The sequence below is a fragment of the Dyadobacter sp. HNCC25DJ186 genome, assembly GCF_056895235.1.
Map to the genome: position 1 here is coordinate 61,673 of NZ_JBXHAS010000004.1, position 14,038 is coordinate 75,710.

Here is a 14,038-nt window from a genome sequence, read left to right on the forward strand (position 1 = left end):
AAGCCGTCATCTAAAAAAGTATTTAAAGAGTGAAGTATTAAAGGATATATATTCCTGAAATATTAATTATCATAGATTTAACTATTACAATAAGTCAATACTACTGATTTTATTGCTAGGTATCAAAGGTAATTGCTACCTTTGCCCGAGTTTTTCGAAGACTTAAAAGAGTATCCAAATATGAATTTTACGTTATCACAAATTCCTTCCCGTTCAGAAAAGCCTCGTGAAAAGGGAATTACGATGGTTATGGATAAAGGGCTTAGTATCAGGGAAACCGAAGATATGCTTTCCAGTGCCTCCACATTCATAGATATTGTAAAGCTTGGATGGGCAACCTCCTATGTAACCTCCAACCTTGACGAAAAATTAGCGGTATATAAAAATGCCGGGATTCCGGTTTATTTTGGCGGTACATTATTTGAAGCTTTTGTGGTAAGAAATCAGTTTGATGACTACCGTAAATTACTGGATAAATATGATCTGAAATTTGCCGAAGTTTCTGATGGCTCTATCGAAATGCCTCAGGATGTGAAATGTGAATATATTCGCAAACTGGCGCAACAGGTAACGGTCTTGTCAGAAGTAGGATCAAAGGACGAAAATAAAATCATCCCTCCTTATAAATGGATCCAGCTTATCAAGTCTGAACTGGAGGCTGGCGCCTGGAAAGTGATTGGAGAAGCCAGAGAATCCGGAAATGTAGGACTTTTCAGAGCAAGCGGTGAGGTTCGTCAAGGTTTGGTCGAAGAGATTTTAACCCAAATTCCTTTTGAAAAAATGTTATGGGAAGCCCCGCAGAAATCTCAGCAGGTCTGGTTTGTCAAACTTTTGGGCGCTAACGTGAATCTGGGAAATATTGCGCCGAGCGAGCTTATCCCATTAGAAACGATTCGTTTAGGATTACGTGGTGATACTTTCACGCATTTCCTGAATGCCAAAACAAAGAAAGAATGGAAAGTTGATTCGAAATAACTGTTTAAAAGCTCACCTTTCATATTTATAACTAATTGGTTAAACTTCAAAAAAGCAATGGAATTTTTAACGCAGTTTATTGATTTTTTCCTGCACCTGGATAAGCATTTATTTGATATCGTTCAGGAGTACGGTACTCTTACCTATGTGATCTTATTTCTAATTGTTTTTACAGAAACCGGTTTGGTTATTATGCCGCTGCTGCCTGGTGATTCACTTCTTTTTGCAGCCGGGGCGATTGCTGCCAATGAAGGAACAGGCCTGAACGTCTTTCTGATCATCATTATCCTGATCATCGCAGCATTATTGGGTGACAACCTTAATTATTTTATGGGTAAGAAATTCGGTGGCGAGATAAAAAAACGTGAAAGAATCCTTTTCCTTAAAAGAGAATATCTTGAAAAAACGGAAGCTTTTTATGAAAAACATGGCGGTAGCACTGTGATCATGGCTCGTTTTATTCCTATTGTTCGTACGGTCGCTCCTTTTGTCGCGGGTGCGGGAAGTATGAATTACTCAAAATACATTGGTTACTGCGTACTTGGGGCAATTCTTTGGGTACCTTCTCTGACACTTCTGGGATATTTCTTTGGAAACATGGAAATCGTGAAAAAGAACTTTGAACTGGTTATTTTCGGAATAATCGGATTCTCGATTTTGCCAATGATCTACCAGTTTTTCAAAAGCAAAATGTCAAAGCAAAATGCTGCTGCATAGTACTAAGCTTCATTTTTAATAAATGCTCTGCCTATCAGCAGGGCATTTTTTTGGTTTTAGGGCTTCGTTTTAAGATCTATTTACAAAACAACACCACTTGTCAAAGTGAATTATTGTCACCGGATTATTAAAATTATTTATATAACCGGACGTAAACTAAAAATTATTTAAAATAATCTTAAAACACGTTAGGGATTTTTGTGTCTTGTTTGACCATACCTTTGTAATTCCTTAATGAATTCCCGGATGAGCAAGTTGTTAACCGATGAACAGCTGGTTATTAAACTGATTGAAGGCAGCAAACCTGCTTTCGGGGAAATCTATGACCGTTACTGGTATAAATTATTTTGTATTGCCTACCACCAGATCGGAACCCGTGAAGAAGCGGAAGAATTGGTTCATGACTTGTTTGAAAGCTTGTGGAACCGCAGAGCTGAAAGCAATATCCGGCATCTCAGTTCATATCTGGTAATTTCTATGAAACATCTGATCACAAATTTTATCAAATCGAAGATCACATGGAGGAAATACAAGGAATATATTCTTCTTCAAAAAATGCAGGAATCATCCATTACAGAACAAGATGTGGAGTTTACCGATTTGTCCACAGCGCTGGATAATGCTTTAAAAAAACTTCCCGAAAAAACCAGTAAAATTTTCCAGCTCAGCCGGTTTGAGAACCAATCCGTTAAGGAAATCGCGAGGGATTTGCATCTTTCTGAAAAAGCGGTAGAATATCATATAACCAAATCATTAAAAATTTTAAAGGATCACCTATGGATCTATCACACACCTAATTGATACCCGAAAAAGCAAAATAATGAATCAATTCGACTTCGATATCCTGTTGCAAAAATACCTGGCCGGCGAACACTCGCCTGCAGAGGAGAAATTCGTTCAGGATTATCTTCACAATAATTCTATTGACGAGTCCCCGGTTTTTGAGTCTGAGAAAGAAAAAATAGGCAAGCGTATCAAAAAAAAGTTAGATAAAAGTACAGCAGACGAAAGTTTTATTTTACGCTTTTCACCCTGGATAAAAGGCATCGCAGCATCTGTATTACTTATCGTCGGATGTTGGTTCGCGTTCAGGCAGATCAATAACAAAGAAACATCCAATATAAAGTCCATCGAAAAAGAGGGCGTTATTGAAATTAAAAATACATCCAATACTTCGCAAAAAATTCCGCTTGAAGATGGGAGTATTGTAGTACTTAAAAAAAACAGCAGCATCAGTTATCCAGAACATTTTGGCGAAACGAAAAGACTGGTCTATTTACATGGTGAAGCTTTTTTTCAAATTAACAGAAATCCTGCAAAACCATTTATTGTGTCGACAGAAAACTTAGTAACCCAGGTTCTTGGGACCAGTTTTACGGTAAAATCCTACGACGACGCTCGTTCCATTGAAGTTCAGGTAACCTCCGGGCGCGTTTCTGTTTACGAAGTGGCGGAGAAGGCATCCAAAAGCAGTAATGGCATTATCCTGACCAGAAACCAGAAGATGGTTTTTGACAAAAAATCAAAAAAAATGGAGTTGGCAATTGTTTCAAATCCAAAACTAAATACTGACATCCTGCCAGCTGATTATGTATTTTCTTTTATTGAAACACCTGTAAAAGACGCTTTCACGATGCTCGAAAAGGCATACGGAATTGATATTGTTATCGAAAATGATTCGGTCGAAACCTGCCTGTTTACAGGTGATCTGACTGATCTGACTTTGTTTGAAAAGCTTGATCTGATTTGCAGGTCCATAAATGCCAGTTATGAACGACGAGGAACCACTCTGTTTGTCAGAGGAGAAGGCTGTACAAAATAGTTCATCTAAATAAAAAAGTGCCGAAGATGCGCTAACATCGCCGGCACTTAAATGTCCCTGCTGAAAATCAGCAGGTTGTTTTCATGTTTTTGCGTTTCGTTAACCCCAAAAACTCTTAAAATTATGAATAAAAAAATACCCTTCAAAAGGGTTGTTTACAAAGTCATGCGTACTAGTGTTAAGCAACTGATTATTGCGATTTTATGCTGCGGCATTTCCATGGCCCATACTTTACGTGGGCAGGAATTGTTGAGTAAAGAGATTTCACTCAAAGTGGAATCTACGGAGATTAAAAAGGTATTGAACCTGATCGAAAAGCAGGCTGATGTCAAATTTGTTTACAGCACCAGCAGTATCCAGAATTCTCAAAGTACATCTTTGAAAGAATTAAAAGGACCTTTGTACAAAGTGCTCGATCAGATTTTAACTCCCCTGAATGTTTCCTATGAGGTAGTAGGCAACACGCGTATTTTGCTACGAAAAAAACCTGCCGGCACTTCGATCCAGACTCAGGGCCTCCTTTTTCCACTTAAAACCGTTGAGCGCAAAATTTCGGGAAAGGTGACAGACGAAAAAGGCGAAGGCTTGCCTGGCGTTAATATTCTCGTCGTTGGAACACAGCTAGGAACTTCTACCAATGAAAAAGGCGAATACCAGTTATCGATAGCCGATGCCGCAACTGCCTTAAAATTTTCCTTTATCGGATATGTTAGTCAGGAAGTAATTCTTGACAAAAACGATATCATCAATATATCGCTTGTTCCTGATGTAAGCGCTTTGAATGAAGTAGTTGTCGTCGGATATGGTACGCAGGAAAAGAAAGATGTAACAGGTGCAGTCTCGTCAGTCAAAGGAGCTGATTTTCAGAACCTTCCATCAGGTGGAGCCCAACAGGCATTACAGGGTAGAGCGGCTGGGGTTAACATTGTCCGTAACGGCGGTGCTCCTGGTGATGCAGGTACCATTCAGATCCGTGGTTTCGGAACTGTGAATAATGCTTCACCGCTCGTTGTAATTGACGGTGTGCCGTCAGGAAGCATGAACGATGTCAACCCAAACGACATTGAGTCAATTGAAATTTTAAAAGATGCCTCTGCATCCGCCATCTATGGAACCCGTGCGGCGAACGGCGTAATAATCATCACCACCAAACGTGGGAAATTTGATAATCCGATCGCTCTTTCCGTAAATGCTTACGTTGGAGTTACAAACCGGATCAAAACGCTGGACGTACTCGATGCTCCTTCTCTTGCGATGATCAAAAGGGAAGCTTATACAAACGATGGTTTACCAGTTCCGGCTATCTGGCAGGATACCAGATATCAGACACAACTTACCAACTGGCAGGATGAGCTGTTGCAACAAGGCATTACTCAAAACTATGACGCTTCTATCCGTGGTGGCGGCAAATATTCGTCTTTTTCAATTTCGGGAGGGTACTACGATGAAAAGGGTATTATTGAAAAATCGAAGTACAAACGGTTGAACTTCCGTATTAATTCTGATCATAAAATTGGCTCAAAAATCAAAATTGGTCAGAATTTCCAGTTTACCAATACCCACAACAGCTCACCTGATACAAGGAATTCACAAACAGGTTTACTTTGGAGTGCCATCCGTTTTCATCCCGGATTGCCTGTAAAAAATGCGGACGGAACTTACAGTTCTACGCAGGGAATTGGTGCTTTTGGCGATATTAACAACCCGGTTTTCACGGTCGACAATCAGGATACTGACAATATTCGCAACCGTTTTCTAGGTAGCGTGACCGGCGAGCTTGAAATTATCGAAGGTTTAAAACTTCGCGCCAATGTTGCCATGGATGCAACTTTTAGCGAAACTCATACTTTTGATGTTAAGATTAATGACCAGTTCAGAACCAACGCTTACAACCAACTTGGATTAGGTCATGACAAAAACTGGTCGTTTTTGCAGGAATATTTCTTGTCTTATGACAAAAAATTTGGTCAGCATTCATTAAGTCTGGTAGGTGGATATACTTCCCAAACCTTCAATGATATCTATTCCAATCAGCGTGGACGCGATTTTGCAAGCGAGGATGCATCGCTGCGTTACATGCAATATGCAGGAACGATCGTGTCAATACCTTTAAGTGATGGCGGAAACGGTGGTCGCAGTTACGATGCCCTTGCTTCGGTTTTTGGCCGTGTTAATTATTCCTTTAAAGACAGATATTTATTTACCGCAACGGTTCGCAGTGATGGTTCTTCCAAATTTGCTCCGGGAAACCAATGGGGTTATTTTCCAGCATTTTCAGCGGGATGGAGAATTTCTGAGGAATCATTTTTCAAAAATGCACTTCCGATTTTCAGCAATTTCAAGGTTACAGGCGGCTGGGGACAATTAGGTAACCAAAATGTTGCCTCACTTCAATATCTTGCTCTGATTAATTCTTCCTACCGCTATGCATTCGGTAATGGTGGTGTGCAAAATCAGATCGCAGGTTCAGCGCAAAGCCGATTGGCCAATACCAACATTGGTTGGGAAACTGCAGAAATGAGCAACTTTGGTTTAGAAGCCGGATTAATGAAAAACAGCTTGTATCTGTCTGCAAATTATTTTATCAAAGACACAAAAAAGATGCTTCTCGCTCCGCCATCCATCGGAACAATTGGTACGTCAACTATTCCTGACCAAAATATCGGAGAACTTAGAAACCAAGGTCTGGAATTGGAAGCATCTTACCGCCATACGCTGGGCGACTTCACATTCAATTTAAGTGGTAACGCGACCTTTATTAAAAACAAAATTACCAAACTGGCGACACCGGGCGGATTTTTGGCAACACAACTTTACGGACGTGGCCAGCAGGAAATTGTCCGCACCTACGAAGGCCAGCCTTATGGAACTTTTTACGGATATAAAACGGACGGTCTTTATCAGAACCAGGGGCAAATTGATTCAGACGTAAACATTGCTAACGATTCACGTCGTTCTGATGGACAGATCAAACCCGGCGACGTAAGATTTGTGGATTTGAATAATGACGGGATAGTTGATGATCAGGACAGAACAATTATTGGCAGCCCTCAGCCTAAGCTCAATTATGGATTTTCTGCCGGCGTCAATTACAAAGGTTTTGATTTCAACCTGTTTTTTGTTGGTGTAGGCGGCGTTTCGGTTTACAATGCTGACAGGATGCAAGGACTTGACGCCAGTTATTCATTTAATCTTTATGCTGACGCAATGAATCGCTGGAATGGTGACGGTTCAAGTAACTCGGTCCCTAGAGTTAGTATAGATAACGCAAACCGCAACTTCCGCCCTTCGGATCTGTTTGTTGAGAAAGGTGATTTCCTGCGTCTGAAAAATATGACACTGGGATACACTTTGCCAAAGTCTGTCGTTGGCTCTCTAAAAATGTCTCAGGCGAGAATTTATGTAACTGGTCAGAACATTATCACGTTTACGAAATATTCCGGACTGAATCCAGAACTGGGATATGTGAGCGGAGGAACAGGGCAATACAACCAGCTTAATGTTGATTATGCACAATACCCGCTGGCTAGAACCTGGACCATTGGCGCTTCCCTATCATTCTAGTTCAAACGTTCAGATTTCTATACCAGCAGATTTTATATGATTATGAAAAAGATAACTACACTAGCCGGATATATTTTTCTTGCAACTTTGATCAGTTGCCAGGATAACTTATTGGAAACGACTCCCTATGGCCAGGTTACGTCCCAGCAGTACTGGCGTAATGGTGACGACGTTGTGGCTGCAACAAATGCCATTTACGCTCCGCTGTTGAACGAGGATGGATTTGCGCACACAGAATATACTTTCGATAACTGCTCCGATGATATGAACCGGGCAGGTGACCACGCGGATGAAACGGCTTTGGAGATGTTCACGTTTGACCCCTCCAATTCCCATATTCTTGCCACCTGGTCCACGAAGTATGAAGTTATTTCAAGGGCAAATGCTGTACTAATCAACGCGCCAAAAGTAGCTATGGATGAGACCTTGCGGAACCGGAGTATGGGCGAAGCTTATTTCCTGCGTGGTTTTGTATACTGGCGCTTATCTCTGATCTATGGCGAAGTACCGATTTTATTGGAGGAGGATGCATTGAACCTGACATACAACAAACCGAAAGCTACGCTGGCGGAAGTGAGAGCGCAGGCAGAAGCGGATTTCCAAAAAGCTGCAACCATGCTGCCGGTAGCCTACGAAGCGACAGAAGCAGGCCGGGCGACGCAGGGAGCTGCTTATGGTTTTCTTGCGAAATTGTATGTATACCAGGAAAACTGGGCCAAGGCAATCGAAGCGAGCGCAAAGGTTACTTCGAATGCCGCTTATAAACTCGCCTCAGGCTTCAATCAGAATTTTGAATTGGTTACAGAAAATAATACAGAAACATTGTTCTCGCTGCAATACGAAACTGGATGGACAACTGATAACTCACCAGCCTACTATCACACACCGCAAACTTTCGGTGGCTGGGGATTTCATGAGCCGATTCAGGACCTCGTGAATGAATTTGAAGAGGGCGATCCGCGTAAGGCTTATTCTATTTTTAGTCCGGGCGATAAGGTGGAAAGAGGATCCCTTGGCGAAACAGAATTCACTGCCGACATGACTCGTGTTACAGGATTTGCTTTCCGAAAATACTCCCAGTTTACCTCATCAGGTGATATGGATCAAAGTCTGAATGCTCCGTTTTTGCGTTCAGCAGATGTTTACCTATTGGCTGCCGAAGCTAAAATCCGTTCCGGACAAAGTGGTGATGCAGAAATCAATGCGGTCAGAAAACGGGCGGGTGTGAAGGAGATCACCGGTGCTACAATGAAAGACGTAATGCACGAACGTCGTGTAGAACTTGCTGGTGAGAACGAGCGTCATCAGGATCTGATGCGCTGGGACAAAGCAGGCCTGATTGATATTACAGCACATTATAAAATTGCACGAGGACCTTATAAACCAAGTCGTAATTTTGTAAAACCTAAACATTATTATTTCCCGCTTCCGCAGCGTGAAGTGGATTTGAGCAATGGGGTTTTGATCCAGAATAGTAATTATTAAGGGTTAATTGTTAAGGGTTAATTGTTAATGTGGCGAGAAGAGGATTTTTGCACATTGACCTTGAAAGAAGTCAAGTCTTGAAAACTTGACTTCTTTTCTTCCTTATCCACACGCTAATTCAGAACTGCGATTAAAATTTATATTGCGTGAAAAAAGTACTAATTGCTTTTCTGTTAATTTCTGTTTTGACGCGGTGTGTGTCGAAGGAAAAGCAGATTTTGGGTGCCTGGAAAACGGATTCTATCTCGAACTATGTCAATGGTTTTTCCCATACCAATGACTCTCAGGATGAGCATTGGTCGCATTTTGAGTATACCAAAGATGGAGTTGTTTTTGAACGCCGACAGGACGAATTCAGGAAATATAATTACAAAATTCTGAAATCTGATTCGCTCGTATATCTTGATTCGGCTGGTACTTTTTTGAATGGATACAAAATTCTGAAACTGGACAATGATCAGCTTGTGCTGAAAAAGCTTCAAAAGCCATACCTTCCCGGCAAAAATCAGGAATTATATGAAATCCGCTTTTTCTCCAAAATTACCTCCGATAGTTCCGCATCCAAATGATCCGAAAACTGATTTTACTTTTCATAATTAGCAGTGTGCTGTTTACCTGTAAAAAAAAGAATCAGGAGACCTTATTTGAGTTGCTTCCCTCCGGCGAAACCGGAATTACATTCTCCAACAATTTAAAAGAGGATGAAAAACTTAACATCCTCACCTATGAATATTTTTATAACGGCGGCGGTGTCGGAATTGGCGACATCAACAATGATGGTTTACAGGATGTTTTCATGGGTGGAAACATCGCTGAAAGTCGGCTTTATCTCAACAAAGGCAATTTAAAATTTGAGGATATTACTGAGAAATCAGGAATAAAACTTGCCGATAGTTGGTCTCGTGGAATATCCATGGTTGATATTAATGCAGATGGTTTTCTGGATATTTACGTTTGTCGAGCAGGGCCTCAACAACCAAATTCTTCTATTGTACCCCGCCCCAATCTCCTGTACATCAATCAGGGAAATAACACTTTTGTTGAAGAAGCGAAAAAGTATGGTCTGGATTATTCCGGAAACACTACCCAAGCCGCATTTTTTGATTATGACAAAGATGGGGATCTGGATGTTTTTCTGGTAATCAATGTCATGGAGCGCAAAGGCCCAAATGTGATTCGGCCAAAACGAACGGATGGTTCAGCATTAAGTACTGATAAACTGTATCGAAATGATGGAAAAATAAACGGCCAGGTCAAGTTTACAAATGTTTCAACAGAAGCAAATATTCTTACGGAAGGTTTTGGATTAGGCGTTTCTATTGTTGACGTGAATGAAGACGGCTGGCCGGATGTGTATGTTTCCAATGATTACTTGTCCAATGATCTTTTGTATATCAATCAGCAAAATGGAAGTTTTATAAACGAGATCACCGATTATTTCCGTCACCAAAGTTACTCAGCCATGGGTAACGACGCGGCTGATATTGACAACGACGGACTGGTAGATTTTGTAACGCTCGACATGTTGCCGGAAGGAAATATCCGCCGGAAAAACATGTTCGGACTGATGAACTATGACCGTTTTCTTTCAGAGCAAAGAATGGGTTACCAGCCACAATTTATGCGTAATACTTTACAGCATAACAACGGAAATCGTCCCGGAACAAATCATCCATTTTTTAGTGAAATCGGGCGTTTTTCAGGTATTCAGGCGACGGATTGGAGTTGGAGTGCTTTGTTTGCCGATTATGATAATGACGGGAAACGTGATTTGATGATCACAAACGGATATCCAAAAGACATTACTAACCGCGATTTTGTTGTTTACCGGATGGCGCAATATCAGCAGCAAATCCAGTCGGGAAATTTGGATAATGCGCCAACCGTTCAGGCTTTGAAAGAAGTTGAAGGTGCCCATGTCCCTAATTATTTGTTTAAAAACAACGGTGACCTCACTTTCAAAAACCAATCAGAATCCTGGGGTTTTGATAAGCCTTCTTTTTCAAACGGCGCAGCTTACGCTGATCTGGATAATGACGGGGATCTGGATCTGATCATCAACAACATTGATCAGAAAGCTTTTGTATACAAAAACAATTCAGAAAAACTTCCGGATCATCATTATCTACGGGTCAAATTAAGTGGCAGAAAAGAGAATCCTTATGGATTTGGAACAAAAGTTACCGTTTACACTAACATTGAAAAACAATTTATTGAGCATTCACCTTACCGCGGATATCAGTCAACTGTTGAAAACACGCTGCATTTTGGACTTGGAAAAACTAAAAAAGTAGATTCCATCCGGGTGGTTTGGCCAGATAACAAAACACAATTGTTAACGAATATTTCTGCTGATCAGGTTTTAAAACTGGAATATGACAAAGCATCAGTTATTCAGAAAATTAACCCAATACTACCAAAACCCCTTTTCCAGGAAGTTTCGCATGTGTTAGGAATTCATTATACACATCAGGAAGAATTATATATTGACTTTAAAGTACAGCCACTTTTACCACATTTATTATCACAGAATGGGCCGGGTATTACTGTTGGCGATATCAATGGAGATGGACTTGAAGATTTTTATATCGGGGGTGCCTTCCGTCATTCCGGAAGTTTTTTTGTTCAGAATGCGCAGGGAAAGTTTATTGAAAAACCGCTGACCAAAGACCAAAAATTTGAAGAAGATATGGGTTCGCTATTTTTTGACGCAGATGGTGATGGTGACCTCGATTTGTATATCGTCAGTGGAAGCAGCGAATTTCCGATTGATTCAAAATATTATCAGGATCGCCTTTATTTGAATGACGGAAAGGGGAATTTTAAACTGGATTTATCTGCATTACCAATGAATACGACCAGCGGTTCTTCGGTTAATGCTGTGGATTTTGACAAAGACGGTGATGTGGATTTGTTCATCGGAGGCAGACTTACGCCGGGCCAATATCCAACTTCACCTAAAAGCTACATCCTAAGAAATGATCGTGGAAAGTTTACAGACATTACTGCTCAGGTTTGTCCTGAACTAAATTCAATCGGCATGGTTACGTCTTCGGTCTGGACAGATTTCGATCATGATGGATGGATGGATTTGATTTTGGCAGGCGAATGGATGCCGCTTACATTTCTGAAAAACACGAAAGGAAAATTTGCTAATATCACTGCCTCCGTTGGTCTGACCAATACAACAGGTTGGTGGAATAGTATCAGTTCCGGAGATTTTGATGAAGATGGTGATACGGATTATGTCTTTGGAAATGTTGGTTTGAATTCAGAAGAACGTCCGTCATCAACCAAACCGCTGACAATGTTTGCCAAAGATTTTGACAAAAGCGGAACGATGGATCCGGTTATATTCCGGTACACCGGCGAAAATTTGTATCCTATCCACCCGCGTGACGAAATGACAAGCCAGATGAATTTTCTTAAAAAGCGCTTTGTTTATTACGGCGACTATGCCAAGGCGGAAATGAAAGATATTTTCAAAAAAGATGAGTTGAAAGACGCCAGGAAACTTATCTGTGAAGAAATGGAAAGTGTTTTGCTGGAAAATCAGGGAAATGGAAAATTTAAAATGAAGGCTCTTCCCATTGCGGCACAACTCGGACCAGTCTACGGGATTCTAACGGGGGACTACAACGCAGATGGACATCAGGATTTATTATTGACAGGAAATTCTTACGCTCCTGAATCGATCAGCGGAAGGCTCGACGCTTTTCATGGCTTGCTTTTATTGGGAAATGGCAAAGGAAATTTCAGTCCGGTATCGGCGGCTACCAGCGGTTTTCTTGTAGAAGGTGACGGAAAAGGCTTGGCGGAATTAAATTTGGTTGATGGAAACAAACTAGTGATATCAGCCCAAAATAATGACAAGATTAAAGTTTTCTTATTCCAAAACAAAGAAAAAAACCTGATCAAAATCCGCCCACACGCTGATGAGATCAGGGCAGAAATTATCTTCAAAGATGGTAAGAAAAGAATACATGAATGGAGTTATGGGTCGGGCTACTTATCTCAATCGTCCCGGGTTTTGACAATTTCAAAAGACAACGTGAGCAAAATAAACATCTACGATTCGAAGGGAAATCGGAGATCAATTTCACCGGATAATTAATTTTACCCAACCAGAACTCTCACTTTTTTAATTCGCTTTTTGTCAGCCGATTGTACCTTGAAAGTAATTTCCCGGTGCGTGGCAATTTCTCCTGTGCGGGGTAGCCTTGAAAAAAGTTCTAACAAAAGTCCCGCCAACGACTCACTGTTTCCACGCACTTCTTCAAAATAATCCGATTCAAGGTCCAGGATACGGCACAGGTCGTTGATCAAAACCTTACCTTCGAAGACGTACGTATTCTCATCTACTTTTGTATAATTAACCTCCTCTTCCTCGTCATACTCATCATTGATATCGCCGAAAATTTCCTCAATAATATCCTCCAAAGTGATCAACCCGCTCGTTCCTCCATACTCGTCAATGACGATCGCCATGTGCACACGACGGTTCTGAAATTCCTTCATCAGATCATCCAGGCGCTTACTTTCAGGAATCAGATAAGGTTCGCGAAGCAATTTTTGCCAGTTGAAATGCTCATTATGATGCAGATAAGGCAAGAGATCTTTTACATTTAAGGTTCCTTCCACACTGTCCAGCGTATCTCTGTAAACAGGAACCCGGGAATATCCTGACTTATTGATTTTATCCATAAGCTCATGGAAATTAAGCTCAATATCAAAAGCCGTGATATTAACACGCGGCTGCATCGCCTTCCGGGCATTGGTCTGCCTAAAGTTTGCTAATCCCCGGAGCAGATCTGTTTCTTCTTCGCTTTCTGCTTTTGCTTCTAATCTTTCAGTAGAAATTTCAGAACCTTCCGGTGTTAAAATTCCAAAAAAGTAGCCCAGGCGAGTAACTGGTTTTGTCAGTGGCTCACATAGTTTTATAATAAAATGGGTTGTACCAGCAATTTTCGGGATTAATTCAGCTGCATTTCGTGCAGAAAAAAACCTGACCATAACATCAAGCCATATCCAGAAAGCCAGTGTTGCCAGTGAAATCCAGTGAAATATAGTTTCGTCGTTGTTTTGAACCTGGAGCCAGGTAAACCTTGCAGCTAATAATAATCCAAGTAATGTAACCCCGCGCTGAATAATTGAGAGTGCCAATTGCTGAATCCGCGTAGGAAGCTGGTTTTCCGGAATAGTTTTTCGTTCCCAGGGATTTTCCATCGCGCCGGCTGTTGCATAAGAAGCTCTGATTCCTGACAGAAAAAGAGAAACAGCCAAAAGAATGAAGACAAGAATTAATTCGTAAAAAGCAGAGCTGTCAATGGGTATGACCATACCGGCCATCAATGGAAGCGCACTTTTAGCGGGATAAATTATCCCCGTACGCTTTCGAGACAAAGGATCGTCACTATCGGCAGTTTCTTTCACAAAAATTTTGAAAAGTTCATAATAAACCCAAGTTAAGAATTC

At 41.0% G+C, this 14,038-nt stretch carries 9 protein-coding genes; 8 read left to right on the forward strand and 1 reads right to left on the reverse strand.

Annotated features, from left to right (window positions below):
• Nucleotides 1–180: 180 nt before the first annotated feature.
• The 8 genes from AC1XUO_RS14020 to AC1XUO_RS14055 all read left to right on the forward strand — a co-directional run bounded on the left by AC1XUO_RS14020 (nucleotide 181) and on the right by AC1XUO_RS14055 (nucleotide 12,677).
• Entirely contained in the window at nucleotides 181–975 is a 795-nt protein-coding gene (locus AC1XUO_RS14020) for a phosphosulfolactate synthase (protein ID WP_483330454.1), read from the forward strand.
• 57 nt (nucleotides 976–1,032) lie between these two features.
• The gene (locus AC1XUO_RS14025; RefSeq protein WP_483330455.1) at nucleotides 1,033–1,692 is read left to right on the forward strand and encodes a DedA family protein; all 660 of its coding nucleotides are present in this window, start codon (nucleotides 1,033–1,035) and stop codon (nucleotides 1,690–1,692) included.
• A gap of 246 nt (nucleotides 1,693–1,938) precedes the next feature.
• On the forward strand, nucleotides 1,939–2,493 hold the full coding sequence (locus tag AC1XUO_RS14030; protein ID WP_483330456.1) for an RNA polymerase sigma factor: 555 nt from the start codon (nucleotides 1,939–1,941) through the stop codon (nucleotides 2,491–2,493).
• A 19-nt stretch (nucleotides 2,494–2,512) separates the two neighbouring features.
• Nucleotides 2,513–3,514: a FecR family protein gene (locus tag AC1XUO_RS14035; protein WP_483330457.1), complete on the forward strand. Its 1,002-nt coding sequence runs from the start codon at nucleotides 2,513–2,515 to the stop codon at nucleotides 3,512–3,514.
• A 123-nt stretch (nucleotides 3,515–3,637) separates the two neighbouring features.
• Nucleotides 3,638–7,078, forward strand: coding sequence for a TonB-dependent receptor (locus AC1XUO_RS14040; protein ID WP_483330458.1), 3,441 nt, complete (start codon nucleotides 3,638–3,640; stop codon nucleotides 7,076–7,078).
• A 42-nt stretch (nucleotides 7,079–7,120) separates the two neighbouring features.
• Nucleotides 7,121–8,563: a RagB/SusD family nutrient uptake outer membrane protein gene (locus AC1XUO_RS14045; protein ID WP_483330459.1), complete on the forward strand. Its 1,443-nt coding sequence runs from the start codon at nucleotides 7,121–7,123 to the stop codon at nucleotides 8,561–8,563.
• Between the two features lie 146 nt (nucleotides 8,564–8,709).
• Nucleotides 8,710–9,132, forward strand: a complete 423-nt coding sequence (locus tag AC1XUO_RS14050; protein WP_483330460.1) for a hypothetical protein — start codon at nucleotides 8,710–8,712, stop codon at nucleotides 9,130–9,132.
• Nucleotides 9,129–12,677, forward strand: coding sequence for a VCBS repeat-containing protein (locus AC1XUO_RS14055; protein WP_483330461.1), 3,549 nt, complete (start codon nucleotides 9,129–9,131; stop codon nucleotides 12,675–12,677). Before AC1XUO_RS14050 ends, AC1XUO_RS14055 begins: the two co-directional genes overlap by 4 nt.
• Before the next feature lie 2 nt (nucleotides 12,678–12,679).
• Here AC1XUO_RS14055 and AC1XUO_RS14060 read toward each other — a convergent pair whose 3' ends face one another.
• Complete coding sequence (locus AC1XUO_RS14060) at nucleotides 12,680–13,996, reverse strand: transporter associated domain-containing protein (RefSeq protein ID WP_483330462.1); 1,317 nt, start codon at nucleotides 13,994–13,996, stop codon at nucleotides 12,680–12,682.
• Between the last annotated feature and the right edge of the window lie 42 nt (nucleotides 13,997–14,038).

Excerpts from the sequence above, each read along its gene's own strand:
- AC1XUO_RS14020 (WP_483330454.1), top strand. The coding sequence starts at position 181 with ATGAATTTTACGTTATCACAAATTCCTTCCCGTTCAGAAAAGCCTCGT.
- AC1XUO_RS14025 (WP_483330455.1), top strand. The coding sequence starts at position 1,033 with ATGGAATTTTTAACGCAGTTTATTGATTTTTTCCTGCACCTGGATAAG.
- AC1XUO_RS14030 (WP_483330456.1), top strand. The coding sequence starts at position 1,939 with ATGAGCAAGTTGTTAACCGATGAACAGCTGGTTATTAAACTGATTGAA.
- AC1XUO_RS14035 (WP_483330457.1), top strand. The coding sequence starts at position 2,513 with ATGAATCAATTCGACTTCGATATCCTGTTGCAAAAATACCTGGCCGGC.
- AC1XUO_RS14040 (WP_483330458.1), top strand. The coding sequence starts at position 3,638 with ATGAATAAAAAAATACCCTTCAAAAGGGTTGTTTACAAAGTCATGCGT.
- AC1XUO_RS14045 (WP_483330459.1), top strand. The coding sequence starts at position 7,121 with ATGAAAAAGATAACTACACTAGCCGGATATATTTTTCTTGCAACTTTG.
- AC1XUO_RS14055 (WP_483330461.1), top strand. The coding sequence starts at position 9,129 with ATGATCCGAAAACTGATTTTACTTTTCATAATTAGCAGTGTGCTGTTT.